Below are 25,289 nucleotides of genomic sequence, written 5' to 3'. Positions count from 1 at the left end.
GATCGGCGCTGGGCTTTGCTAGTCTTCCCGTCGCACTCGTCCGGGTGGCGGAATTGGCAGACGCGCTAGCTTGAGGTGCTAGTGCCCGTATTAGGGCGTGGGGGTTCAAGTCCCCCCTCGGACACCAGGAAACATGCCGCTGACCAGCGGAAATGTGAGAAACCCCGGCCCGCAGGGTCGGGGTTTCTTGGTCCTCGGGCGCCTCCGCAGCCCCCGTTGCCCAGCTACTGCCCGGCAGCCTCGGCGACGATCCTGTCGAAGCGAGCGCCCATCGCTTCGGCGAGCGCCTGTGCTCCCGAGAGCGGTCGCACCATGACCATGAACTCCGAGATGAGTCCCTCTTCGTTGACGACGATGAAGTCGCAGCCGGTCAGCGTCTTGCCGTCCACCTCAGCCTCGAAGACCAGCGCGCTGTGGGGGTCGTCTTCGATCTCCCTGACGTAGCGGAAATTCTCGAAGACCTGGATCACGTTGCTCAAGATCGCGGAGGTGATCGCCTTGCCGTCGTACGGCTTGAAGGCCACGGGGCTGACGAACCGTACGTCCTCGGCCAGGCACGCCTTCATCGCCTCGACGTCGCGGGCCTCGACGGCGGCACGGAACTGCTTCATCAGGGTGTCCTCTCGGCTGTTACAGAGCATATGCAACTTGTTGCAGTGACACTTTAGACCCAACTCGATGCCCAGGGAGACCCAACTCAACCTAGGCTCGCTCCCGTGACGTTTCGACTCGCCTTCGTTCCCGGCTGCACCCCGGACAAGTGGGCGGGTGTGTGGCGTGAGCGGCACCGCGATCGGATCGACTTGACCCTCATCGACGAGGCTGACCAGCGTCGTGTGCTCGACACCCGAGAGGCCGACATGGTGCTGGCCCGACTCCCGATCGAGCGCGACGGCGTCCACTGCATCCCGCTCTATGACGAGGCGCAGGTCGTCGTCACGGCCAAGGACCATCTGTTGACCGTGCTGGACGAAGTGCCGCTGGAGGAACTCGACGGGGAAGAGTTCGTCCTCGGCAGGCCGCCCGGCGTGAGCCCTGGCAGGCTCGACTTCCCCGTCATGTCCCTCAAGGATGCGATCGAGACCGCAGCGAGCGGCGCGGGCGTAGCGATCGTGCCGCAGTCAGTGGCGCGGCTCTATCACCGCAAGGACGCCGCAGTCCGTCCCGTGCCCGAGTTGGCGCCGACAAAGATCGGCCTCGCCTGGTTGAGCGAGCGTGACGAGGAGCAGGCCATCCAGAAGCTTCATCGGGATCGTCAGGGGCCGGACTGCGCGTAGTTCGCGCTAACCCACTCCCCCAGGACTCGCGCACTCCGATCGACCAGAGTCGGCCAATCCAGCGCATCCTCCCCCGCGTTGTCCGACACGTGTTTGACCAGTCGACAGGGGATCTCGAAGGCCGCGCAGGCGTACGCCACCGCGAACCCCTCCATGTCGACCAGCGTGGAGTGGCCGGCCAGCCGATCGCGCAGGTCGGGATCGGCGACGAAGACATCGCCCGACGCGAGGACCATCGGATCACTCCCGACGACGATCCGCTCGCCCGGGTCGTAACCGAGCGAGCGCAGCACGTCCGCGTTCACGTCGTGGTTGACCACGACCCCGGGCTCGAACAACCCCGAGATTCCTGCTCGCAGGGCTCCGGCGGTGCCGATGTTCACGACCTCCAGGCCGGAGAGGTCGTCGTACGCACTCAACGCGCGTGTCAGCGCGACTGCGGCGGGAGTCTTGCCGATGCCCGTGATGAGCAGCGGAAGGTGAGGGGGCACGTACGCAGCCTCACTGGCGGTCGCCGACACGATAAGGACCCGATCCGTCACCTGCGCAGGCTGGCTGCCCCCACGCAAGGCAACTGACGGACCGGGTCCGCTTCCCCACCCCTCTCGAGGAAGTTCGTGAAGCTGGCTCACGGGAGGGCGTGGGCGGCTGCCACGACGTCGACCAGGCCTGTGCCCTTGTCGTACGACGTCAGCAGTCCGCCGGGACCAGACTCGTAGGGCGCTCCGTAGGAATAGCGGTGCGCGGTCGACTTGAGCGCCTGCTCGACCTGACCCGGCGACGCCGACGGCGACTTCTGGAACAGCTGCGCCACGATCCCGGCAATGTGCGGGGTCGCCATCGAGGTGCCGCTGATCGTGTTGTAGTTGCCCGCCTCGATCACGTCGCCACCGGTGGTGCAGATCGGCAGATAGATCCGGCACGACGACGTGATCGTGTCGCCCGGGGCCGAGATATCCGGGTACGTCGACGTGTCGCCGGCCCGACCCCGCGAGGAGAACTCACTCACCTCACCGTCGCGCGTGCCAGTCTCCAGGTCGTGGTAGGAGGCCACCGAGATGATGCCGCCCGTGGGATCCATTCCCGGCGGGTTGGACAGGCTCTGCGACCCGTCGCCACCGTCGTTGCCGTTGGCCCACGCGGTGACGACGCCCTCCGCAGCAAGCGCACGCTGCAACTTGACGGTCGCGGAGTTCGAGTCGAAGTCGCCGCCACCCGAGGGCCCGTACGAGTTGTTGGTCACCTTGATCGGCGGGCAGGTCGACGCGGGCACTCCGGCACCGCAGGGCGCCTCGTGGTTCTCCAACACCCAGTTGAGGGCCTGGTCGGCCCCGATGATGAAGAGGACTGCGCCGGTGCTGATGGACACGATGCTCGCGCCGGGCGCAGCGCCGTGGAGTTGGCGCCCGTCCGAGAGCGTGGTCTCGCGCCCGGCCACGATCCCGGCGACGTGGGTGCCGTGCCCACCCACCGCCAGCACGTCGGTGTCCACCAGGTTGGGCACCTTCAGGACCTGGCACAGGGTCTCGGTCAGGTCGCAGACCACCTTCTGGTTGCTCACTACGGCAGAAGTGCCGTCGGCATTCTTGAGGTACGGATGCGTCGGGTCGACCCCGGAGTCGATCACTGCGACGGAGACGCCGCGCCCGTCGAGGCGGGCTCCGTCGGCCCCCGTGACGGTGGCCAGCGCCTCCTCGCCGCGCGTCGCCTTGTTGGAGGTGAACTGGGCGAGCTCGATCGGTTGATTGCCCTCGACGTAGGTCACGCCCGGTTGCGTGGTCACGCTCCTGATCTCCGCCTTGGTGCCGCGCGCGACTACCACACCGATCTTGTCGAAACTGGTGACCTCATCCAGGCCGCTGGCCGCCACAGCATCTCGTGCTGCCGTCAATGACGCACCGTGGACGAGCACGGTCTCCTTGCTCAGGCTGGAGAGCGAGGAGAGCCGCTCGGCCAAGTAGTCCTGCACCGGTGCGGATTCGGCGGCAGCGGCACCGCCGGGCGCCAGGGACAGCACCGCGCAGGCGGCGACGGCAACGGCGGCGGAGAGGATCGGAAGTGGTCTGCGCATGGAGATGTCTCCTTGAATGCTTGACGTCGGACTCACCCACGCCAACGACGAGCATGACAATTGGTCACGCCTACGCTGGGCCTGTGCCCGAACTCCTTGCCGCCCCTGACCTCGAAGAGCGTGTCCGTCGTCACTTCGAAGCCGTGTTCACCTCACCCCCGACCCGACTCGGCACCGCACCCGGGCGACTCAACCTGATCGGCGAGCACACCGACTACAACGCCGGGCTCTGCCTGCCGATGGCGCTGCCGCATCGCACTGCCGTGGCGGCCAACCTCCGCGACGACGAACTCGTACGCCTGCATTCACGCCAGTCAGAGCAGACCTGGCAGGGGCGCCTGGACGAGATCTCCCCCGGCTCGGTGCCGGGTTGGGCAGCGTACGTCGTCGGCACGATGTGGATGCTGCGCGGCGCCGGACTGCCGGTGGGCGGAGCCGACTTGATGGTGGACAGTGCCGTACCGGTCGGGGCGGGCCTGTCCTCCTCTGCCGCGTTGGAGTGTGCCACGGCAGCCGCGGTCCTCGACCTCGACGACGTCGACCCGGACGTCCTCATCGAGGCTTGCATGAGGGCGGAGACGGAGTTCGCCGGCGCCCCGACGGGCGGCATGGATCAGACCATCTCCATCCGCGGGCGGGCCGACCACGCCCTGTTGATCGACTTCGGACGCCACGAGCATCGCCACGTGGCGTGTGCTCCCGACCAGGACGGCCTCACCTTCCTCGTCGTGGACACGCGAGTCAGTCACTCCCTCAACGATGGCGGATACGGCTCTCGACGCGCCGACACCGAGGCTGCGGCAGCGCAACTAGGTGCACCCCTGGGTCACCTCGGGATCGAACGACTCGACGAGCTCGAGGACCCCCGGTTGCATCGCAGGGCGCGGCACATCTTCACGGAGAACACTCGCGTCGAACGCGCAGCAGTCGCGATGGCTGCGGGTGACTGGCCCGCCTTCGGCCAGCTGATGTCGCAATCGCACGCCTCGATGCGCGACGACTACGAGATCTCGTGCGCCGAACTCGACCGTGTCGTCGACGTCGCACTGGACAACGGCGCGCTGGGAGCCAGGATGACCGGCGGCGGGTTCGGCGGATCCGCCATCGCTCTCGTGGAGTCGAAGGCGGTCGCCCCGAGTGTGGCCGCCATCGAGTCGGCCTTCGCCGAGGCGGGTTGGCGTACCCCTGACTGGCTGGTCGCGACACCGTCCGACGGCGCACGCTCTCGCTCCATCTGAGCGCCGGGCGCCCTGGGACTACGCGGGGGCCAGGTCGAGCAATGCGTTCCAGGTCGCGTCGATGTCGGCGTCGGTCGTACGCCACGAACCGACCGCAAGTCGCAGAGCGGAGCGTCCTTCGACCTTGGTGTGGGACAGGTAGGCCTGACCCGACGCGTTGAGTTGTGCCATCACCCGCATCGTGGCCTCGTCGCCGTCTCGATGCGCGAAGACGACCAGGCTGAGCACGGGCGCGGTGACCAACTCGAACTCGTCACTCTCGCGCACCAGGTCGGCGAATCGTTCGGCCATCGCCACGCCCGAGCGGATATGTGCGCGCAGGCCCTCCAGGCCGTACGTACGCAGCACCGCCCAGAAGCTTCAACGACCGGAACCTGCGGCCGAGTTGCGGATGCCAGTCGCGATAGTCCACCACCAGCCCCGAATCCGAGGCCGGGTTGCGCAGGTACTCCGGCGTGAGGGTCAGCGCCTCGGTCAACGCGCGGCGTTCGCGCACCCACAACACCGAACAGTCGAACGTGGTCAGCAGCCACTTGTGCGGATTGGTGACGATCGAGTCCGCCAGGTGGGCGCTGCCGAAGAGCAGGTCTCGGTGTTCGGGGCAGACCGCGGCCACCCCGGCCCACGCCGCGTCGAGGTGCAGCCAGGGACCGGTGATGCCCTCGTCGCCGTGCTTTTCGTACGCCGCGTCGATCGCCTCCGCGATGGCCTGCACGTCGTCGATGGCACCTGTGGACGTCGAGCCGATCGCGGCCTGGACGAAGACCGGCCGACAACCAGCCTCCAGGTCAGCGATCAGGGTTGCTCGCAGGGCTCGGGTATCCATCTGCTGGGTCGCCGGTTCCACCTCGATCGCGCGTACGCATTCCGCACCGAGTCCGGCCATCAATGCCGCCTTGACCAAGGAGGAGTGCGCCTGCGTGGAGCCGTAGACCCGCCAGCTGGCGTCGCCGACACCGGCGTCGCGAGCCTGCCCACCGCTGGCGGAATGCAACGCCGCCAGCAGTGCGGTGAAGGTGGCAGTGGAGGCGGTGTCCTGGATGACTCCCCCACCTCGGCCCGAGCCGTCACGGAACCCTTCGGGGAGTTCGAGCGCCTGGGCCAGCCAGTCGACGACCACCTGCTCGACCTCGGTGACGGCCGGACTGGTGGCCCAGATCATCCCTTGTGCTCCGATGCCGCTGGAGAGCAGATCGGCCAGGATCGCCGCCGGTGAGGAGTTCGCCGGGAAGTACGCGAAGAAGCGTGGATGCTGCCAGTGCGTGATCCCGGGCATCACCAGCGAATCGAGGTCGTCGAGCAGCGCGTCGAAAGGTTCTCCTGACTCCGGCGGAGTCGCCGGCAACGCCTTTCGTACGTCTCCCGGCTCCACCTGGGCCAGCACCGGCAAGTCGTCGAGCCTCTCCCAGTAGTCGGCGATCCAGTCGATAGCTTGGTGGCCGAGGCGTCGGAACTCCTCGGGAGGCATATGCGTCACGACGCCCATCGTGCCAGCCGAAGATGAGGCTGCGTACTCACCTCCACCGGGTCGAAAGTCCGATCCGACAGCCCGCCCCGGCCCGGTTGGCTGGTGTCATGACGACGAACACGAACACCAAGAACACGTCCGCCTTCTTCGCCCAGGCCGCCATCTCGTTCGGACTGGCGCTGCTGACCGTCCTGTGTGGGGTCTACTTCCTGCCCGCCGACGGCTGGATCAAGGCCTTCCTCGGCATCGGGATCTGCTACCTCACGACGTCTGCCTTCACGCTGGCCAAGGTGATCCGAGACCAGCAGGAGGACAGCAGCGTGATCCACCGACTCGACCAGGCCCGGGTGGACAAACTCCTCGCCGAACACGACCCCTTCAGGGCAGCCTGACCAACACCAGCAAAGCGCCCCGCACCGAGAGATCCGGTGCGGGGCGCTTTGCTGTCTGATGCCTACTTGAGTTCGGCGCTGCTCAACCCGAGCACCCGCCGCGCGACGATCAGCTGTTGGATCTGTTGGGTCCCCTCGAAGATGTCGAGGATCTTGGAGTCGCGGGCCCACTTCTCCAGCAACTCACCCTCGTCGTAGCCGATCGTGCCGCACAGTTCGACGCACGACAGGGTGATGTCACTCCCGACTCGTCCCGCCTTGGCCTTGGCCATCGAGGCCTCCAGCGAGTTGGGTTGTCGGTTGTCGGCCTTCCAGGCAGCCTGCATCATCAGCAACTTTGCGCCCTCCCAATCGGCCTCCATCTGCAGGAACTTCGCGGCGGCGGCAGACTGCACCCGCCCCGGTCGGTCGTAGTCGATCTCCACCCCCGCCTGCTCCAGCAGGTCGCGGGTGAGGTCGAGGGAGGCGCGGGCACATCCGACGGCCATCGCCGCGACCAGCGGCCGGGTGTTGTCGAAGGTGGCCATCGCACCCGCGAATCCCTTGCTGGTGTCGATCTCGGGCGAACCCAGGAGGTTCTCCGCGGGCACCCGGCAGTCGGTGAACGTGATGACCGCGGTGTCGGAGGCACGGATGCCGAGCTTGTGCTCCAGCCTTTCGACCGTCATCCCGGGCGTCCCCTTGCGCACCACGAACGACTTGATCGCGGCACGGCCGAGCGACTTGTCGAGCGTGGCCCAGACGACGACGCTGTCGGCGCGATCGCCGGAGGTGACGAAGATCTTCTCGCCGTTGAGGACGTATTCGTCGCCGTCCTTGGTCGCGGTGGTCGTCAATGCGGCCGAGTCCGAGCCCATCCCCGGCTCGGTGATCGCCATCGCCGCCCAGGTGCCGGCGAACTTCGCCTGCTGTGCGTCATCGGCGACCGAGGCAATGGCCGAGTTGCCCAGACCCTGGCGAGGCAACGCCAACAGCAGAGCCGTGTCGCCCCAGCACATCTCGGCGATGGAGAGGACGGAGGCGAGGTTGGTGCCGTTCTTGATCCGGCGCTGCGCGGAGTCCTGTGCAGGTTCGTCCTCACTGCGCTTCACACCGGCCGCACCTGCCCCCGCACTGGCGCCCGACTCCGACAGGCCGTCCAAGATCGCGGCCAGCATGTCGAGTTCCTTGGGGTACGCGTGCTCGGCGGCGTCGTACTTGCGCGAGATCGGTCGCAGCATGTTCATGGCGACCTGATGGGCCTGGTCGATCAGCGTGCGGTGCTTCTTGGGTGTCTCAAGATTGATCATGTCGGGTGTGTCCTCAGACGAGGACTCCTCCTTCCGCGAGGCCGATGGCGCGCAGATCGCGGTACCACCGTTCGACCGGGTGTTCCTTGACGTAGCCGTGGCCGCCGAGGAGTTGGACGCCGTCGTTGCCGATCTTCATGGCCTTCTCCGCGCACAACTGCCGGGCCAGTGCGACTTCGCGGCCGAAGTCCTTCCCGGCGGCAGCCCGCGACGCTGCCTTGTAGGTGACCAGCCGCATCGCCTGCAACTCGATGGCGATGTCGGCGACCATGAACGCCACGGCCTGACGGTGTGCGACAGGCTCACCGAATGCCTTGCGTTCCTTGACGTAGGGGATCACGTAGTCGAGCACGGCCTGTCCGGTGCCGACGGCCAACGCGCACCACGCCAGTCGCGAGAGTCGTACGCATTCGGCATAAGTCGAACCGTCGGACTCGCCGAGGATCGCGGTGGCGGGCACGCGTACGTCGTGGAGGATCAATTTGGTCAGTCCGGCCGCGCGTACGCCCATGCTGGGCTCGGCCTCGACCGTCAGCCCATCGGTGCCGCCCTCGACGAGGATCAGCACGTTGTCTCCCTCAAGGTTCGCGCCGACCAGGAACAGTTCGGCGTCGGCGCCCACCGGGACCATCGACTTGACCCCGTTGAGCAGGAGTTCGTCGCCGTCACGCACTGCCCGGGTCGTGGGGGACAGCACGTCGAAGAGCACCGTGGGTTCGTTGAGCGCCAACGCAGCCGCGGGTGCCGCAGGCTCGCTGAAGGCCGGCAGATAGGTCTGCTGTTGGGCATCGTCACCCCACAGTCCCAGCGCGGTGGCGACCGAGCCGGGCGCGAGCGCCGCGACGGCGAGTCCCATGTCGCCCTTGCTCAGGGCCTCCGCCACCAGCACGCCCGCCATGGCGGAGCGCTCTTCGCAGATGCCGCCCAGCGCCTCGGGCACACCCAAGATAGGCAGGCCGAGTTCTCGGGCGGCGTCGAGCACCTCGGCCGGAGCCGTGCAGGTCTCGTTCGCCGCTGCCGCGGCCGGGCGTACGACCTCGGTGGCCAACTCGGTGACGACGTCGACCAGCATCTGCTCGTCCTCGGTCGGAGTCAGGTCGAAGACCGCGCCAGCCGTTGCGGTCCTGGGCCGACTGCCCGGCTGTCGGGGCTTGCCGGCCTTGGCGAAGGCCCGCGCGGCCGAAGTCGCGGTGCGAAAGCCCGAGCGGGTGATCGCGAAGACCGCGCGTTCGGTCTGTTTGCGCAAGCCGAGGCGGTCGAGGACGTCGGCGCTGGCGAGCTGGTTGAGTCCGCGTACGACCAACCCCAGGGGGTCGCGCGTCTCGCCGGAGGCCAGCCCGAAGCGGTTGCCGCCTCGTGGGGTGGTTCGATCTGTCACTGCCATGCCCTTCACCGTAACTTGGAGTTACAACATCGCCCAGACCGACCTGCGGTGGGACTCGTCACGTTGCTTCGTAGGATCGCGCACATGGCCGAAAGCGACGAGAGACGCGCCGTACGTGCCCCGTACGGCCTGCTGCCCACGGGCGGATCAGTACGCCCCATCACCCGATGGGGCGAGGACGTGATGCATCGCCCTGCGCGCCCGATCACCGACTTCGGTGACGAGTTCCACACGCTGGTGGCCGACATGGTGGCCACCATGTACGCAGCGGACGGCGTCGGCCTGGCAGCGTGCCAGATCGGGGTCGATGCGGCGGTCTTCGTCTTCGACTGCCCCGATGAGTCGGGCGAACGTGTGGTGGGTGTGGTGTGCAATCCCGAACTCGTGCTGCCGGAAGGCCGAGAGCGCAAACTCGACGACGATCTGGAGGGATGCCTGTCCTACCCGGGCGCCTTCGTGTCGTGCGCGCGTCCCGACCGGGCGTACGTCCGTGGGCTCGGGCTCACCGGAGAAACCGTCGAGTTCTCGGGAGACGGGCTGCTGGCGCGATGCCTGCAGCACGAGACCGACCACACTGTCGGGATGGTCTTCGGCGACCGGATCTCAGCTCGCGCGATGAAGAAGTTGCGTCGCGAGCACGACGGGGCCGTGGACGACTTCCCGGCAGGGTGGCCGGCCTGAGTACAGGTCCGAGGATCAGCTCAGGGTGCGACCGGCTCGCCTACCAGCGTCCGGAAGGCCCACGCGGTGAGCAGCACACCGAGCGGGATGGTCACCAGGAGTCCGATACCGCAGGCACAGGCGCCCGCGATGCCGAGTGCGATCACCGTGATCAGGGTCAGCAGGCTGTCGCCGACTCGTGCCGTCGCGAGCGCGAAGCTCGAACGCATCGCCGTGAAGGCGTCCTGACCGTGGCCGACGATGAAGTACGTCGTCCACATCGTCAAGAAGTAGACGATCAGACCGGGGATGAGGCACAAGAGGAGGCCGATAGTGCCGAGGACACCGATCACGAATCCGGCCAGGATCAGCGGCACCCACGGCAGGTCCTGGAACATCGAGCCCAGTGACACGGGTGCACCTCGGGTCGTGTCGAGCGCACCCTTGGCCATCGCGCCGGAGAAGATCAGGCCGACCACGGTGCTCAGCATCTGTCCGACCAACTGGAGCACTCCGCCGCCCATCATCAGCGAGAAGTTGGTCCCGTCGAGCGATCCGTCGCTGTTCGTGGTGTCCAGGCCGTCGGTAATGGCGTTGAAGACACCGAACGGCAAGGCCACCAACAGGCTGGCGACGAAACCCACCAGCATCACCAGCAGGAATGGCACCGGGTTGGTCTTGAACTTCTCCCAGGCCCAGCTCAGGCCGGTTCCGACGCTGAACGGTGCGGCGGGGGGTTGGGCGGGCGGTGGATAGGGCGGCGGCATGCTCATGAGGAGGCCCCGATGCGGCTAGGCGGTGTGGACGAAACAGCACGCTAGCAGTCCGGAGACCGAGGAAACCGAGGAAACCGAGGTCAAGGTGTCAGCGGGAAGCTGATCGTCGCGCCGTGACATAGCAGGCCACGGAGGCAGCAGCCGCGACGTTGAGCGAGTCGACTCCGGGTGCCATCTCGATGACGGCTCGCCGCTGCGCGGTCTCCTCCCACCGACGCGACAGTCCGTGGCCCTCCGACCCCAGCACGAGTGCGAGACGGTCGGCCCCTCGGACGGCCTCCTCCAGCGGTTGCGCGTCGGCCGCGAGGGTCAGCGCGACCGTCCGGAACCCGCGTGAATTGAGGTCCTCCAACGCATCGTGCCAGTCGTCCAGTCGGGTCCAGGGGATCGCGAAGACCGTGCCCATGGCGACCTTGACGGCTCGGCGATAGAGCGGGTCGGCACAGCGCGGCGCGAGTAGGACCGCGTCGAAACCGAAGGCCGCGGCGCATCGGAAGATCGCGCCGACATTGGTGTGATCGACCAGATCCTCCAACACGAGCAGCGTACGTGCCTGCGCGACGATGTCTTCCACGCGAGGCAGCGGCGTGCGCTGCAGGGCGGCCAAGGCGCCACGATGGACGTGGAAGCCGGTGACCTGTTCGGCGAGTGCCTCGTCCACCACATAACAGGGAGCGTCAGTGCCGTCGAGCAGATCCACGAGGCCGGCGAGCCAGCGAGGCGCCATCAGGAACGAGCGCGGCGAATGGCCCGCCTCCAGTGCCCTGCGTACGACCTTCTCACCCTCGGCCAGGAAGAGGCCGTGCTCGGCCTCCAACGACTTGCGCAACTCCACATCGCGCAGGTCGCGGTAGTCGGCCAGTCGCGGATCGGTCGGATCTTCGATCTCGACGTACTCAGCCACCGAACGCCTCGGGGTGGGCCAGCGCGACGACCTCACCGATCACGATCACGGCGGGCGGGCGTACGACCTCTTCAGCCAGGCGATCAGCCAGCGTGGCGAGGGTGCCGAGGACGACCCGCTCCTCTGGCATCGTTCCGTCGGCGATCACCGCCACCGGGGTGCCCGTAGGGCGGCCCGCTGTGAGCAGCGCCTCGGCGATGGGGCCGGCGTTGTCTACGGCCATCAGCAGGACGAGCGTGCCGCGGCTGCGCCCCAGGGCGTCCCATTGGACCAGCGACTCGGGATGGCCAGGAGGCAGGTGGCCGGAGACGACGGTGAAGTCGTGCACCACGCCGCGATGCGTGACGGGGATGCCGACCCGAGCCGGCACCGCGATCGCGCTGGAGAGGCCCGGCACGACGCTGACCGGTACACCTGCTTCGCGACAGGCAAGGACCTCTTCGAAACCTCGGCCGAACACGAAATTGTCGCCGCCCTTGAAGCGCACGACTCGCTTGCCCTGTCGCGCGCGGTCGACGATGACCTCGTTGATCCGGGCCTGCTGTGCCGACCGCCCGCGGGGGAGTTTCGCGACGTCGACCAACTCCACATGCGGTGCCAGTTCGGCGAGGAGCTCGCGCGGGGCCAGCCGGTCCGCGACCACGACGTCCGCGCTGGCGAGCGCGTGCCTGGCGGCGACGCTGACGAGTTCGGGATCACCGGGGCCGCCACCCACCAGGACCACTCCGGGCGCGTGATCGAGAGCGCCGGTCGTGTTCAACGCTCCGTCGCGCAACGCCGTGAGGATGTCGTCGCGCAGTCGAGCGGACTGGCGTGGCTCGCGATTGCCCAGCACCGCCACGGTGACACTGCCGTGTCGGCCCGTGGCCGGTGTCCAGGCACTCGCGGCTGCGCCGTCGTCGCTTCGTACGCAGAACACCCGCCGTTCCTCAGCCGCCGCGCTGACCTCCTCGTTCACGGCGCGGTCGTCGGTGGCGGCGACGACGTACCATGCGTCGTCCAGGTCGGAGGGCTCGAAGCCGCGCTGCTCCCATTCGAACTCTGCGGCCATGCCTTCCAGCGCGGGAGTCACCTCGGGTGAGACCAGGCGTACGAGAGCTCCTGCCGCTAGTAGGGCGGGGACTCGTCGCTGCGCGACCTGTCCCCCGCCGACCACCACGACGCGCCGACCCGCCAGGCGGAGCCCGACGGGATAGATCGACGGCTCCTGAGATCCCATGTCGTGGATCTTCCCAGACGGCACGCATCCGCGATTACACGAGGGAATTCGTGGACCTTCTTCGAAAGGAAGCAGATAACCTGCGCTCATGTGAGGGCGACCCTGAACCCTCCACCGAGCGATCGAAAGTCCCCCCATGAAGTTTCGTACACTGGCTGGCGCTCTGGGCGCCGCTGCCGTCCTGTGCCTGCCCGCGCTGAACTCACCTGCGACCGCTGTTCCCGAGGTCGCTGCCGTCGCCACTGACCCGGTGGTGACGATCACCTATCCGAGCAGTGTGCCCCTCGTCGGCGGAGTCGCCCACCTCACCTACGGCGACCCTCTGCCCGTGACTGTCCGCGTGTCCGGCGCAGCGGGAGTAGCTCGGGGAAGCGTCTCCCTGGTCATGGGTGCGTGGAACGAGACCGGGGCAAAGGCCCGGCCGCTCGACGCGAACGGCACGGCTCTGTTCTCGATGCCGCTCCTCGATGCCGGCGGCCCCCGGCCGCTCACGGTGTGGTTCACTCCCGCACCGGGCAGCGCGTACACCGCGGCTGAGGCCGACGGCGCGCCGGTCCTGATCGCCAGACTGCCGGCCCAGGTCTCCTTGGCCGGGCCCGCCACCCTCGCCTACGGCGAGAGCGGCGAGGTCACGGCCACCGTGGTGCCCGCGAACGGCTTCACGCCGGTGGGCACCGTGAACTTCCACTACCACTCCCAGACCTCAGGTCCGCTGCGCGTTTCACCGGACACCGGACGCGCCACTTGGCAGTTGCCGAAGGCGCTCGTGGGTCAGCGCGAGGTGAAGGTCAACTACCGACCCGACAACGTGCAGAACTTCGCGACCACCGACGACGGGGCGTGGACCATCAACGTGGTGAAGGACGCGACGACCACCACGGCCAGAGCCGCCTACAAGTTGGCCAGGAAGACGCTGCGGGTGCGTGCTCGGGTGGTGCCCGCCCACGGCATGCCCATGCTGGGCAGCGTGCAGTTCATCGTCACCCACAAGGGTCTGAAACCGGCCAAGAAGCGGGTCCGGGTGTCGTCGAACGGCGTCGCCGTCTTCACCGCGCCCGCACCCCGGAAGGGCACGTACAAGATCGTGGTGCAATACGTCGGGCAGACGCGATTCCAGGCCTCGGCAGCCCCCACATTCAAGAAGACGGTCTGACCCCGTCACCCGAGCGGCGCCTTGAGCCCGACGACGATCGGCACGCGGCGACCCGCGACGTCCACGGTCCAGTCCCCGTGGGTCAGCCAGTCTGAGGTGACGGGGCCGGGGGCCTTGATCAGTGCCAACCCGACCCATGCCCCCACGGTCGCGCCACGGGCGGCGCTGGTCACCTGGCCGGTCGGTTGCCCATCGCGCAGCACTAGTTCGCCACCCCAGAGCACGGCGTCCGGCTCGGCACAACGGATCGAGACGATTCGTCGTCGCTCACCCCCGCGCGCGAGCGCAGCACGATGCGCCTCCAACGCCGAGCGCCCCAGGAATTCCTTGTCGCCGGCGAGCGCGGTGGCGAAGACGAGGCCCGCCTCGACGGGCGTCAGGTCCGGGGTCAACTCGCGTCCGAACGCGCGGTAGCCCTTCTCCAACCTCAACCCCTCGATCGCGTAGTAGCCCGCAGGGGCCGCACCGGCGTCAAGCAACGCCCGATGCACCTCGGGCGCGTCATAGACGTTGACCATCAACTCCCAGCCGAGTTCGCCGACGTACGTCATCCGCGTTGCACGCACCTGTCCACCGGCGAGTGGGATCTCACGTGAGGTGGCGAAGTCGAAGTCGTCCAGGTCGGCCGTGGTTAGTTCGCCCAGAAGTGCGCGCGAGCGCGGACCCATCACGCCGAACACCGCGAAGTCCTCGGAGAGGTCGATCACCCCGGCGGTGTCCGGCAGGTGTCGCGCCAGCCAGTCGAGGTCACGCTGCGTGGTCGCCGCACTGGAGATGATCAGGAACTCCCCCGGCGCGACCCGAGTCACCGTCACGTCGGCTTCGTACGTGCCGCGTGCGTTCAGCCAGGGCGTGTAGACGGCCGTGCCGACGGCCACGTCGACATCCGCGGCACAGATCTGTTGCAGGGCCTCGACCGGCCCGGCCACGACGTATTTGCTGAAGGACGACTGGTCGAACACCGCCACGCCAGTACGGCAGGCGACTTGTTCGGCATCCACCCATGGCACCCAATTCTGTGCCTCCCACGAGTAGTCGATCCCGGGGGTCTGCCCTTCCGGCGCGAAGAAGAGCGGGCGTTCCCAGCCGTTGCGGGAGCCGAAGCAGGCGTTGCGCGCGACCAACTGGTCGTGCACGGACGAGTGCTTCTGGTCGCGCCCGCTGGTGAACTCGCGGTTGGGCCACGGAATCGCGTAGTGCACCCCCAGCACCTCGGCAACCCGTGAGCGAAGCCAGGCGTTGTCGTTCTGCAAGGGGCCGAACCGGCGTACGTCCACCGCCACCAGATCCGAGGTCGGCTCCCCCGCGACGATCCACTCGGCCAGTGCCCGGCCGGCTCCACCGGCCGACGCAATCCCGACGGAGTTGAAGCCCGCGCCGACGAAATGCCCGCGAAGTCCGGGCGTCTGACCCAACAGAAACTGATTGTCCGGGGTGAACGACTCCGGGCCGTTGTAGAACTTGCGGATGCCGGTGTGTTCCAGCGCCGGGATCCGATGCAGCGCCTCATCCATCAGGATCGAGAAGTGCTCCCAGTCCTCCTCCAACAGCGCGAATTCGAAGGGGTAGGGGATCTGGTCCGGGGCAACCCACGGCTTGGCATTGGGTTCGAAGCCGCCGACGACAAGACCGCCGACCTCCTCCTTGAAGTACGTCCACCCGTCGGCGTCGCGCATGATCGGCAGGTCGGGGTGAGTGCCCGCCACGGCCTCGGTCACGACATAGAAGTGCTCGGCCGAATGCATCGGAATCGTGACGTCGACCGAGTCGCCGAGTGCCTTCGCCCACTGACCGGCGCAGTTGACGACGTACTCAGCCTCGATCTCACCGATGTCGGTGCGTACGCCCGTCACGCGGCGGTCACGACCCTCACCGTCGGTGAGGATCTCGCGGACCCGCACACCTTCTCGGACCACCACTCCCAGGTTGCGAGCACCCTTGGCCAAAGACATGGTCAGATCCGTCGGATTGACCTTGCCGTCGCCGGGTAGCCACAACGCCGCGAGCAGATCGTCGACCTGCATCGGTGGCCACAGTTCCTGGGCCTGTCGGGGCGAGATCAACTCGCAGGGCAGGTCGTAGGCGACCGCGTTGGCGGCCGTGCGGGTGATCGCGGTGAGCCGGTCAGGAGTGCGAGCCAGCACCAGGCCGCCGGTGTTGCGATAGCCGGTCGCCAGGCCAGTCTCGGCCTCCAATCGGGCGTAGAGCTCGGCGGAATACTGCACCAGTCGGGTCCCAGATTCGCTGGCCCGCAGCGGTCCGACCAGGCCTGCCGCGTGCCAGGTGGTGCCCCCCGAGAGCCGCCCCTGCTCCAACACGACGACGTCGGTCCAGCCCAGGTGCGCCAGGTGATAGGCCGTCGAGCAGCCCATCACTCCGCCGCCGATGATCACCACCTGTGCGCGGGGCGGGAGTGGTTTCGAGACGCTCACGTCGTTCGCTCCTCAACCACCGGATGAGGTGCGCGGGGCGGGAGTGGTTTCGAGACGCTCACGTCGTTCGCTCCTCAACCACCGGATGGTGTGCGCGGGGCGGGAGTGGTTTCGAGACGCTCACGTCGTTCGCTCCTCAACCACCGGATGAGGTGCGCGGGGCGGGAGTGGTTTAAAGACGCTCACGTCGTTCGCTCCTCAACCACCGGATGAGGTGCCCGGGGCGGGAGTGGTTTCGAGACGCTCACGTCGTTCGCTCCTCAACCACGGCGGTCAGCAGTCGGGTGAAGTGCGGGCTGGTGAACACCCGCGCGGCCTTGTCGAAACGGTGCAGACCCCAGCCCTCGTAGTCGAAGTCCAGGTCGCTGGCGTCCTTTTGGATATAGCCCCACAGCGACCAGCCGTACGCACTGCACAGCGCTTGCAGCCGTACCCGGGACAGCCGCGCGGGCGTCAGCGCACCGTAGTACTGCTCCACCCACGCCTCGGTCTGCTCGGGCGTGAACTCACATTCGGTGGCCGTGTTGCCGAGGTCGAAGGCAGGGTCGCCATTGGCGGCGTAGTCGTAGTCGATCAGCCAGCACCGGTCGCCGTCGTCGACGTAGTTCTCGGCGAGCAGGTCGTTGTTGCACGGCGCCAACTCGGCGGCGGTCCCCTCCAGCACCCGGCGTACGTCAGCCCAGTGTGCGTCGAACCGGTGATAGTCCGGCGGCAGCTCGAAGCCACGCTCGGCGATCGTGGCCAGGTATCGCTCGCGGCGCTCGAACATGGAGAACGTACGCGCGAAGGCCGGCCCCGCATGGAGTTGGCGCACGGCGCCGGCGGCTCGTGCCATCACCCCGGCGTCCGCGAAAGAGTCGTTGCTCAGCGTGGAGCCCGGGACATAGTCGATCACCATGGCCGCGAGCTCTGGGTGGTGGGCCAACACCTCCGGCGCCGCACCGGAGGCCGCCGCAGCGACGCTGTCGTGGTGCTCGGCCACGCGATCGATCTCCAGCAGTTCACCCGAAGCGCCGGCCAGGCGTACGACCACGTCACCACTGGGGCGGTGGACACGCAGGTTGCGGTTGGTCAGCCCGCCCGACAACTCCTCGACCAGGGTCCGATCAGCCAGGATCGGGATCTGGTCGAGGAGAGCCTCGATCTCGGGGGTCACGTGCCTCAGGAGCGCTCGTCGAACGCGTCGATGACAGCTTGGTCGATGGTGTGCTTGGGCCCGGTGAACCACTTCTTCGCCGACGCGAACCACCAGATGGTCAGCGCCACCAGTGCGCCGATCGTGATGATCGGTGCGTAGTTCACGAACTTCCACGCGAAGTCCTCGTTGCCGGGAACAGCTTCGGGTACGAAGGGCAGCATCAGCGCACCGCAGACGATGATGATCTCGGCGACCGCGATCAGGTTCATCCACTTGTACTTGGCGCCGTTGTTCCACGAACCAACCTCGAACTCGTCGCCGTGGCGCCACCGCAGCCAGATCGGGATCGCGAACGCCAGATAGAGCCCGATCACCGCGATCGAGGTAACCGCATAGAAGGCGACCGGAATGATCAGCGGCTCCTCGGGAGTGCCCAGGTTGACCTCGATCAGCGCGGGCAGAGTCACGATCGCGGCCACGATGCCGACGAGCACCACAGCATTTGCCGGCACCTTGAGTTTGTTCAGCGCGGCCCAACGCTTGGAGCCGGGGATCGCGCCGTCGCGAGCGAAGGCGTACGTCATCCGCGACGCCGACGTCATACACGCGGTGGCGCAGAACAGTTGCGCGGCGGCCGCGATGAACAGCACCAAGGTGGCCCACTTGTTGCCCAGTGCGGACGTGAAGATGTACGCCACACCGCCGGCGCCGACGCCCGCGTTGTCGGGGTTGCCGGACGCGTCGTTGGGGATCGCGAAGACCACCGCGAGCAGCAGGATGTAACCACCGACGACCGAATAGAAGATCGACTGCCAGATGCCCTTGGCCGCTGCAGTGGAGGCCGCCGACGTTTCCTCCGACAGGTGAGCCGAAGCATCGAAGCCGGTGATCGTGTACTGCGTCAGCAAGAAGCCGAAAGGGATGATCATGAACCAGAAGCCCGCTCCCCCGGTGTCACCACCGAAGAATCCCGAGTTGTTGAAACGCTCGGTGAAGACATAGCTCGCGCTCTGGTGATGGTCGGGCACGAAGACCAGGATCAGCACGATCAGGGCAGCGCCGAAGACGTGCCACCACACTGAGACGTTGTTCATGATCGCCATCAGGTGACTGGAGAAGATGTTGAGACCGGCAGCGATGCCCAACACGACCAAGAAGATGACGAACACTCGGGTCAGTGAGTAGGACCCCGCATAGCTTTCAGACCAGGTCGAGATGGTCAGGTCCCAGAACGTCGCGCATCCGTACGCGACACCAGCCGTCACGGCGACCAGGCCGATGAGGTTCAGCCAGCCGGTGAAGAAGCCTGCGGCAGGACCTCCGAGTTTGGAGGCCCACCAATAGATACCTCCGGACGTCGGATAGGCCGAGACCAACTCGCTCATCGTGAACCCGATGATCAGGATGAACAGCCCCAGGATCGGCCACGACCACGAGATCGAGATCGGGCCGCCGTTGTTGAATCCGGCGCCGAAGTTCGTCAGACAGCCGGCCAGGATCGAGATGATCGAGAACGAGATGGCGAAGTTGGAGAACCCGGACCAGGAGCGGTGCAGATCCTGCTTGTAGCCGAGCTTTGCGAGATGCTTCTCGTCCTCGGTGAGCTCGGTCTCATCGACGTGTTCGTGGCCTTCGGGCATGTCTCACCTTCCAGGACGGGACCCGGCGGCCGGGTCCGGCTGTGGCGAGGTTAGACCCGTGACGTGGGTCACGTCCATGACCTTCGCGGCCCTGGCGGAAATTGGTATGGAGTCAGACCTTTACACGGTCGACGGCTCTGGCACACTGGCGCCGTGACCGCTGTGCCGCACGATCATCTCAGCGAGGCGTTGCTGCGCCCGGTGCGCGGTCACCACGCATTCGAGGCCTGCGTCGAGCAACTCGCCACCGCTATCCGCCTCGGGGTATATCCACGCGGCTCGACATTGCCGTCCGAACGTGAGCTCGCGGCCAGGCTCGGAGTCTCCAGAGCGACGCTGCGCGAGGCGATGGTGGCGTTGCGTCAGGCCGGGTTCGTCGAGACGACGCGGGGACGTTCGGGCGGCACCATCGTGACGTTGCGGCCGGCCTCCCCGTCGGCACGCAAGGCAGCCCGCTTCACTGCGGCGCAGCGCGCGGACTGGCTGGATTCGCTGGCCTTCCGAAGGGTCGTGGAACCCGGAGCAGCCGAACTCGCGGCCGGCACGGAGCTCGACGACGTACGGCGTCAGCAACTCGTCGACGCCCAGGATGCGGTCGTGACGGCCACGACGAGGGCGGGACATCGACAAGCCGACAGCCGTTTCCACCTCACGGTCGCGGCGCTGTCCGCCTCACCCCGCGTGATCGAGGCGGTCGCGTCGGTGCAGGCCACGCTGCACGAGATGCTGAGTGCGATCCCGGTGCTGGAGACCAACATCGCGCATTCACATCGCCAACACGCGCGCCTGGTCAAGGCCATCCTGGCCGGTCGCCCCGACGCCGCGCGCACAGCCATGCTCGAACACTGCGACGACACCGCCGCGCTGCTGCGCGGATTGGTGGCGTGAAGCCCTGCCCAACGGAAGAGAGATGAGCGCATGACCGCACCGAACGACCGCTACCTGACTCTGGAGCAACTGCGCGCCGAGATCGAGGCAGACGGGGTCGACACCGTCATCCTGGCTTTCACAGACATGCAGGGACGACTTCAGGGCAAGCGTCTGCACGCGCGCTATTTCCTCGACGTCGCGCTGGAGTCGGGCACCGAGGGCTGCAATTACCTGCTGGCGGTGGACGTCGACATGAACACCGTGGCCGGGTACGAGATCTCGTCGTGGCAGACCGGCTACGGCGACATGGAGTTCGTCCCCGACTGGGACACCATTCGTCGACTCCCGCACCACCCCGCCACCGTGATGGTGCAGTGCGACCTCACCTGGATGAACCACGAGCCCGTACGCCAGTCCCCCCGGTCGATCCTCAAGGCCCAGATCAACCGGCTCGCCGAGCGTGGTTGGACGGCGCTGGCCGGCACCGAGTTGGAGTTCATCATCTTCGAGGACTCCTATGAGATGGCCCACGAGCTGAACTACCGCGACCTCACACCCGCGAATCAATACAACGTCGACTACTCGATCCTGGGCACCTCGCGAGTCGAACCCTTGCTGCGCGACATCCGTAACACGATGTTCGCCGCCGGCCTCGACGTGGAGGGCGCGAAGGGCGAGTGCAACTTCGGCCAGCACGAGATCGGCTTCCTGTACGCCGACGCATTGCGTACGGCCGACAACCACAGCGTCTACAAGACCGTCGCCAAGGAGATCGCCGCCCACCACGGCAAGTCGATCACCTTCATGGCCAAGTACAACCAGCGCGACGGGTCGTCGTGCCACATCCATCTGTCACTGCGCGGCACCGACGGTGAACTGGTCTTCTGGGACGGCGACGGCCGCAGCAGGCTCTATGACCACTTCATCGCGGGCGTACTCGCCACCATGCGCGAGTTCACGATGCTCTATGCGCCCAACATCAACTCCTACAAGCGCTTCGCGCACGGCTCGTTCGCGCCCACGACCGTCGGCTGGGGCAGCGACAACCGGACCTGCTCGGTGCGGCTGGTGGGCAGGAAGGCCGGGGCGCGGATGGAGAATCGCCTGCCCGGTGCCGATGTGAACCAATATCTCGCACTGGCCGCGATGATCGCGGGAGGTCTGCACGGCATCGACCACGAGTTGGCACTGCCCGACGAGTTGGTCGGGAGTGCGTACGACTCCGAGCTCGAGCGCGTGCCTAACAATCTCGCCGACGCCCGCGCGCTGTTCCTCGACTCCCAGATCGCTCGCGACGCCTTCGGTGACGACGTCGTCGACCACTATGCCCACAACGCCCAGATCGAACTCGACGCCTACAACGCCACAGTCACCGACTGGGAGCGCGTGCGTGGGTTCGAGCGGCTCTAAGGAGGAACCTTGACCATCCTGATCAACCCGGTCACCGAGCAACCGCTCGACCACGAGGTGCCGTCGACCGACCTCGCGGGCGCCGATGCGGCCATCCAACGCGCCGCCGACGCCTTCCCCGCGTGGCGTGCGCTCGCGCCCGGCGAGCGCGCGCGGCTGCTGCGTACGTTTGCCGCGGTCGTGGACGCCCACATCGAGGAACTCGCCGCCCTGGAGGTCCTCAACGCCGGCCACACGATCGGCAACGCTCGCTGGGAAGCGGGCAACGTGCGCGACTGCCTGAACTACTACAGCGCTGCTCCCGAACGGCTCTTCGGTCGCCAGATCCCGGTGCCCGGCGGCGTCGACCTGACCTTCCACGAACCGCTCGGAGTGGTCGGCATCATCGTGCCGTGGAACTTCCCGATGCCGATTGCGGCGTGGGGTTTCGCGCCCGCGTTGGCGGCGGGCAACACGGTGGTGTTGAAGCCGGCCGAGATCACCCCGTTGACCGCGATCCGGATCGGTGAACTCGCCGTGGAGGCGGGGCTTCCCGAAGGCGTTCTGACCGTCGTCCCGGGGCGCGGGTCCGTCGTGGGGCAGCGGTTCGTGGACCACCCGCTCGTACGCAAGGTGTGCTTCACGGGATCCACCTCGGTCGGTCAGGGCATCATGGCCGGCTGCGCGGCTCAGGTGAAGCGCGTCACGCTCGAACTCGGCGGCAAGTCGGCCAACATCATCTTCGCCGACACCGACATCGCGGCTGCTGCCGCCAAGGCGCCGTACGCCGTCTTCGACAACGCCGGGCAGGACTGCTGCGCACGCTCGCGGATCCTGGTCGAGCGTTCGGCGTACGACGAGTTCGTCGGGCGTTTCCAGACCGCGGTCGCAGACCTTCGGGTGAAGGATCCGTCGGCCGAGGACAGCGAGATGGGACCGATGGTGTCCCAGGGACAGATGGCATCGGTGCAGACCTATATCGATGGTGCCTCGGTGGCGTTCACTGGTGCGGCACCGTCCGGCCCCGGGTGGTGGCTGCCGCCGACCGTAGTGGAGTCGCAGTCGACCGACGAAGCGGTGTGGCGCGAGGAGGTCTTCGGGCCGGTCGTCGCGGTGATGGCCTTCGACGACGAAGAGGACGCGATCTCGCGGGCCAACGACACCGAGTACGGCCTCTCCGGCTCGATCTTCACCTCCGACGTCGGCCGTGCACTGCGGGTCGCCCGCGGCGTCGAAGCCGGCAACCTCTCGGTCAACAGCCACTCGTCGGTGCGCTATTGGACGCCGTTCGGTGGCTTCAAACAGTCCGGCCTCGGCCGCGAACTCGGCCCGGACGCCCCCAATGCGTTCACCGAGGAGAAGAACGTCTTCATCAGCACGGAAGGAAACTGAAATGGCAGGACGTCTGGACGGCAAGGTTGCCGTCATCACCGGAGGAGTCTCCGGGATCGGACTGGCGACCGTCGAGCGGTTCGTCGAGGAGGGCGCGAAGGTCGTCATCGGTGACATCGATGACGAGCGCGGGCACACCCTGGTCGGGCAACTCGGCGGCTCGGACGTGGCCACGTACGTCCACGTCGATGTGACCAGCAAGGAGGAGGTCGACGCTCTCTTCAAGACCGCGAAGGACACCTACGGCTCGGTCGACATCGCCTTCAACAACGCCGGGATCAGCCCGCCGCAGGACGACTCGATCCTCGACACCGACCTGGAGGCGTGGGACCTCGTACAGCGGGTCAACCTGACCTCGGTCTATCTGTGCTGCAAGGCGGCGTTGCCCTACATGCTGGAGCAGGGCTCGGGCTCGATCATCAACACGGCCTCGTTCGTCGCGGTGATGGGCGCGGCGACCTCGCAGATCTCGTACTCAGCCTCCAAAGGCGGCGTGTTGTCGATGTCGCGCGAACTCGGCGTGCAGTTCGCGCGAGAAGGCGTACGCGTGAACGCGCTGTGCCCCGGACCGGTCAACACTCCCCTGCTGCAGGAACTCTTCGCCAAGGACGAGGAGCGGGCCGCGCGTCGGCTGGTGCACGTGCCGATGGGTCGTTTCGGCGAACCGCGCGAGATGGCCAATGCTGTGTTGTTCCTGGCGTCCGACGAGTCGTCGTTCATCACGGCCTCGACTTTCCTCGTCGATGGCGGCATCTCGGGTGCGTACGTCACACCTCTCTGATGGCCAGACCCACGTCACTCCGGAGAGAGTTCGAGCGTACGCGTGAACTCGCGCGCTCTGGCGCGCCCCACCCGCACGAGTTCGAGCGTACGCGTGAACTCGCGCTCCGGGAGCACGCGTGACTCCCATTATCGGCCTGTCGACCTATCGCGAAGACGCCGCCTGGGGGGTGTGGCGACAGCGCGCCGACCTGCTGCACAGCGAGTACGCGGACACGGTGGTCGCGGCGGGAGGAGTCCCGGTGCTCCTGCCGCCCGCCAGCGACTCGCGGGAGGCCGCAGCGGCCGTCGTGGCACGACTGGACGGACTGGTGATCACCGGCGGCGCGGACGTCGATCCACAGCGTTATGGGCAGCAGCCGCACGAGCGTACGGCTGGCTGGCGACCCGACCGAGACGCCTGGGAGTGTGCCCTGCTCGACGCGGCGGCGGTGGCGGGACTTCCGGTGCTCGGGATCTGCCGCGGGATGCAGTTGATGGCCGCGCACGCCGGTGGCGCACTGGACCAGCACACTCCTGACCTGGTCGGGCACGAGAATCACTCCCCCGGTGGCGCTGTCTTCGGCGATACCGATGTACGCATCGACCCTGCGTCCCGGCTTGCCGGGATCCTCGGGGCCGACGTGCAGGTGCGCTGTCATCATCATCAGTCCGTACGCTCCGCGCCCGGCTTCACCGTCACCGCACACGCGGCCGACGGCACGATTGAGGCGATGGAACTGCCCGGCGCACGCTTCGTGGTCGGTGTGCAGTGGCACCCGGAGATGGCCGCCGAACTCGAACTCATGCGCGGACTCGTTGCGGCGGCCTCGGCGTACGCCGCTTTCCCCTGAGACACTGACGCCGTGCGCGCAGACCTGCCCCAGGCTCCCTGGCTGCCCGACGAGTTGCTAGGCGCCCCTTTCGAGGCCGAGACGATCCCGCTCGATCCCGATGAAGAAGGCGCCGCCGAGGCGACACTCGTACGCCTGGCGGCACCGCAACCGACGCGCAAGGCCGTGCTCTATGTGCACGGGTTCAACGACTACTTCTTCCAGGTCGAGTGGGCACAGTGGTGGGTCGACCGCGGGTACGACTTCTATGCGGTGGACCTGCGCAAGTACGGGCGGTCGCTGCGTCCGCACATGACCCCGTGCTATGTCTCGGATCTTGAGTTGTACTTCGTCGATCTCGACGAGGCGTACGCCCGGATCACCACCCGCGACGGCCACGACTCGGTCGTGGTCGCGGCTCACTCGACCGGGGGCCTGATCCTGCCGTTGTGGTTGGCATCGCGGACGCCGGACGAGGTCACTGGCCTGGTGCTCAACTCACCGTGGCTCGACATGCATGGACCGTTCTGGATGCGGGTCGGCTCCAACGTGATGCGTCAGGTCGGCGGGTATCAGCCCAAGCGCGAGATCCCGCGTGGCGCTGCAGGCTTCTATGGCCCGAGCCTGCACAAGGACTTCGACGGGGAGTGGAACTACGAGCTGGCCTTGAAACCCAACGAATCCCGGCCGATCTATGCGGGTTGGCTGCGCGCCGTCCGGCTGGGTCAAGCGCGCTTGCAGTCCGGGCTCGATCTGCCGTACCCCACTTTGGTGCTGACCTCGGGGAGCACAACACGTCCGACCGAGATGGGCGAGGACGTGTTCGGCCACGACATCGTGCTCGACGTCGAGCACATGCGTCGCTGGTCTCCTCAGATCGCCCGGCACGTGACGCTGGCGCCCATCGAGGGTGCGATGCACGACGTGATCTTGTCGCGACCGTCCGTACGCGCCCGGGCGTATGACGAGCTGGGTCGCTGGCACGAGGCGTACGTCGCGCGCTGA

24 protein-coding genes and 1 tRNA gene are annotated in these 25,289 nt (G+C 67.2%); 12 read left to right on the top strand and 13 right to left on the bottom strand.

Translation table 11 applies throughout. The annotated features are described in order from the left end of the window. Positions 1–38 precede the first annotated feature (38 nt). A tRNA-Leu gene (locus V9G04_07440) sits at positions 39–127 on the top strand. Positions 128–224: 97 nt separating this feature from the next. Here the strand turns inward: V9G04_07440 and V9G04_07435 are convergent. Continuing rightward, positions 225–611, bottom strand: a complete 387-nt coding sequence (locus V9G04_07435; GenBank protein MEI2713123.1) for a nuclear transport factor 2 family protein — start codon at positions 609–611, stop codon at positions 225–227. Between the two features lie 105 nt (positions 612–716). Here V9G04_07435 and V9G04_07430 point away from each other — a divergent pair, with 105 nt between their 5' ends. Continuing rightward, positions 717–1,277 carry a LysR family transcriptional regulator substrate-binding protein gene (locus tag V9G04_07430; protein ID MEI2713122.1) on the top strand — a complete coding sequence of 187 codons (561 nt, stop codon included), beginning with the start codon at positions 717–719 and terminating at the stop codon, positions 1,275–1,277. Here the strand turns inward: V9G04_07430 and V9G04_07425 are convergent. Together V9G04_07425 and V9G04_07420 are read right to left on the bottom strand one after the other, a co-directional pair. Beyond that, a complete protein-coding gene (locus V9G04_07425; protein ID MEI2713121.1) occupies positions 1,256–1,819 on the bottom strand; it encodes a nucleosidase in 564 nt (187 codons plus the stop codon). The two genes, V9G04_07430 and V9G04_07425, sit on opposite strands and share 22 nt — an antisense overlap. A gap of 86 nt (positions 1,820–1,905) precedes the next feature. Further along, complete coding sequence (locus V9G04_07420) at positions 1,906–3,348, bottom strand: S8 family serine peptidase (protein ID MEI2713120.1); 1,443 nt, start codon at positions 3,346–3,348, stop codon at positions 1,906–1,908. A gap of 83 nt (positions 3,349–3,431) precedes the next feature. Here V9G04_07420 and galK point away from each other — a divergent pair, with 83 nt between their 5' ends. Continuing rightward, positions 3,432–4,586 carry a galactokinase gene (gene galK / locus V9G04_07415; protein MEI2713119.1) on the top strand — a complete coding sequence of 385 codons (1,155 nt, stop codon included), beginning with the start codon at positions 3,432–3,434 and terminating at the stop codon, positions 4,584–4,586. An 18-nt stretch (positions 4,587–4,604) separates the two neighbouring features. On the opposite strand, the gene V9G04_07410 is transcribed toward galK, so the two are convergent. Together V9G04_07410 and V9G04_07405 are read right to left on the bottom strand one after the other, a co-directional pair. Further along, a complete protein-coding gene (locus V9G04_07410) occupies positions 4,605–4,883 on the bottom strand; it encodes a hypothetical protein (GenBank protein MEI2713118.1) in 279 nt (92 codons plus the stop codon). Then, the gene (locus V9G04_07405) at positions 4,840–6,054 is read right to left on the bottom strand and encodes a pyridoxal-dependent decarboxylase (GenBank protein ID MEI2713117.1); all 1,215 of its coding nucleotides are present in this window, start codon (positions 6,052–6,054) and stop codon (positions 4,840–4,842) included. The genes V9G04_07410 and V9G04_07405 overlap by 44 nt, the downstream gene beginning before the upstream one ends. Positions 6,055–6,161: 107 nt before the next feature. Between V9G04_07405 and V9G04_07400 the strand changes: the two genes are divergently transcribed. Further along, on the top strand, positions 6,162–6,446 hold the full coding sequence (locus V9G04_07400) for a YiaA/YiaB family inner membrane protein (GenBank protein ID MEI2713116.1): 285 nt from the start codon (positions 6,162–6,164) through the stop codon (positions 6,444–6,446). A gap of 62 nt (positions 6,447–6,508) precedes the next feature. Here V9G04_07400 and V9G04_07395 read toward each other — a convergent pair whose 3' ends face one another. Together V9G04_07395 and V9G04_07390 are read right to left on the bottom strand one after the other, a co-directional pair. Further along, the gene (locus tag V9G04_07395; GenBank protein ID MEI2713115.1) at positions 6,509–7,735 is read right to left on the bottom strand and encodes an acyl-CoA dehydrogenase family protein; all 1,227 of its coding nucleotides are present in this window, start codon (positions 7,733–7,735) and stop codon (positions 6,509–6,511) included. Between the two features lie 13 nt (positions 7,736–7,748). Beyond that, entirely contained in the window at positions 7,749–9,119 is a 1,371-nt protein-coding gene (locus tag V9G04_07390) for an acyl-CoA dehydrogenase family protein (GenBank protein MEI2713114.1), read from the bottom strand. Between the two features lie 84 nt (positions 9,120–9,203). On the opposite strand from V9G04_07390, the gene def reads away from it, so the two are divergent. Next, positions 9,204–9,800: a peptide deformylase gene (gene def, locus V9G04_07385; GenBank protein ID MEI2713113.1), complete on the top strand. Its 597-nt coding sequence runs from the start codon at positions 9,204–9,206 to the stop codon at positions 9,798–9,800. Positions 9,801–9,820: 20 nt separating this feature from the next. On the opposite strand, the gene V9G04_07380 is transcribed toward def, so the two are convergent. The 3 genes from V9G04_07380 to cobA all read right to left on the bottom strand — a co-directional run bounded on the left by V9G04_07380 (position 9,821) and on the right by cobA (position 12,678). Further along, positions 9,821–10,552 (bottom strand): hypothetical protein, encoded by a 732-nt coding sequence (locus tag V9G04_07380; GenBank protein MEI2713112.1) that lies wholly within the window; start codon positions 10,550–10,552, stop codon positions 9,821–9,823. 91 nt (positions 10,553–10,643) lie between these two features. Continuing rightward, positions 10,644–11,459 (bottom strand): RNA methyltransferase, encoded by an 816-nt coding sequence (locus tag V9G04_07375; GenBank protein ID MEI2713111.1) that lies wholly within the window; start codon positions 11,457–11,459, stop codon positions 10,644–10,646. Continuing rightward, entirely contained in the window at positions 11,452–12,678 is a 1,227-nt protein-coding gene (cobA, locus tag V9G04_07370) for a uroporphyrinogen-III C-methyltransferase (protein ID MEI2713110.1), read from the bottom strand. The genes V9G04_07375 and cobA overlap by 8 nt, the downstream gene beginning before the upstream one ends. Positions 12,679–12,814: 136 nt before the next feature. Here cobA and V9G04_07365 point away from each other — a divergent pair, with 136 nt between their 5' ends. Further along, positions 12,815–13,831 carry an Ig-like domain-containing protein gene (locus V9G04_07365; GenBank protein ID MEI2713109.1) on the top strand — a complete coding sequence of 339 codons (1,017 nt, stop codon included), beginning with the start codon at positions 12,815–12,817 and terminating at the stop codon, positions 13,829–13,831. 5 nt (positions 13,832–13,836) lie between these two features. On the opposite strand, the gene V9G04_07360 is transcribed toward V9G04_07365, so the two are convergent. The 3 genes from V9G04_07360 to V9G04_07350 all read right to left on the bottom strand — a co-directional run bounded on the left by V9G04_07360 (position 13,837) and on the right by V9G04_07350 (position 19,041). Next, a complete protein-coding gene (locus V9G04_07360) occupies positions 13,837–16,263 on the bottom strand; it encodes an FAD-dependent oxidoreductase (protein ID MEI2713108.1) in 2,427 nt (808 codons plus the stop codon). 244 nt (positions 16,264–16,507) lie between these two features. Further along, positions 16,508–17,419: a phosphotransferase gene (locus V9G04_07355; protein ID MEI2713107.1), complete on the bottom strand. Its 912-nt coding sequence runs from the start codon at positions 17,417–17,419 to the stop codon at positions 16,508–16,510. A gap of 5 nt (positions 17,420–17,424) precedes the next feature. Further along, positions 17,425–19,041, bottom strand: coding sequence for an amino acid permease (locus V9G04_07350; protein ID MEI2713106.1), 1,617 nt, complete (start codon positions 19,039–19,041; stop codon positions 17,425–17,427). A 153-nt stretch (positions 19,042–19,194) separates the two neighbouring features. Here V9G04_07350 and V9G04_07345 point away from each other — a divergent pair, with 153 nt between their 5' ends. From V9G04_07345 to V9G04_07320, 6 genes are all read left to right on the top strand, one after another. Beyond that, entirely contained in the window at positions 19,195–19,929 is a 735-nt protein-coding gene (locus V9G04_07345; GenBank protein MEI2713105.1) for an FCD domain-containing protein, read from the top strand. A 30-nt stretch (positions 19,930–19,959) separates the two neighbouring features. Beyond that, positions 19,960–21,321 (top strand): glutamine synthetase family protein, encoded by a 1,362-nt coding sequence (locus V9G04_07340; GenBank protein MEI2713104.1) that lies wholly within the window; start codon positions 19,960–19,962, stop codon positions 21,319–21,321. A gap of 9 nt (positions 21,322–21,330) precedes the next feature. Continuing rightward, positions 21,331–22,692 carry an aldehyde dehydrogenase family protein gene (locus V9G04_07335; GenBank protein ID MEI2713103.1) on the top strand — a complete coding sequence of 454 codons (1,362 nt, stop codon included), beginning with the start codon at positions 21,331–21,333 and terminating at the stop codon, positions 22,690–22,692. Position 22,693: 1 nt separating this feature from the next. Next, positions 22,694–23,473 carry a 3-oxoacyl-ACP reductase gene (locus V9G04_07330; GenBank protein ID MEI2713102.1) on the top strand — a complete coding sequence of 260 codons (780 nt, stop codon included), beginning with the start codon at positions 22,694–22,696 and terminating at the stop codon, positions 23,471–23,473. 118 nt (positions 23,474–23,591) lie between these two features. Beyond that, positions 23,592–24,305: a gamma-glutamyl-gamma-aminobutyrate hydrolase family protein gene (locus V9G04_07325; GenBank protein ID MEI2713101.1), complete on the top strand. Its 714-nt coding sequence runs from the start codon at positions 23,592–23,594 to the stop codon at positions 24,303–24,305. 12 nt (positions 24,306–24,317) lie between these two features. Beyond that, positions 24,318–25,289, top strand: coding sequence for an alpha/beta hydrolase (locus V9G04_07320; protein MEI2713100.1), 972 nt, complete (start codon positions 24,318–24,320; stop codon positions 25,287–25,289).

It is taken from the genome of Nocardioides sp. (assembly GCA_037045645.1).
GTDB lineage: Bacteria > Actinomycetota > Actinomycetes > Propionibacteriales > Nocardioidaceae > Nocardioides.
This window is presented reverse-complemented; position numbering and strand designations above follow the sequence as displayed.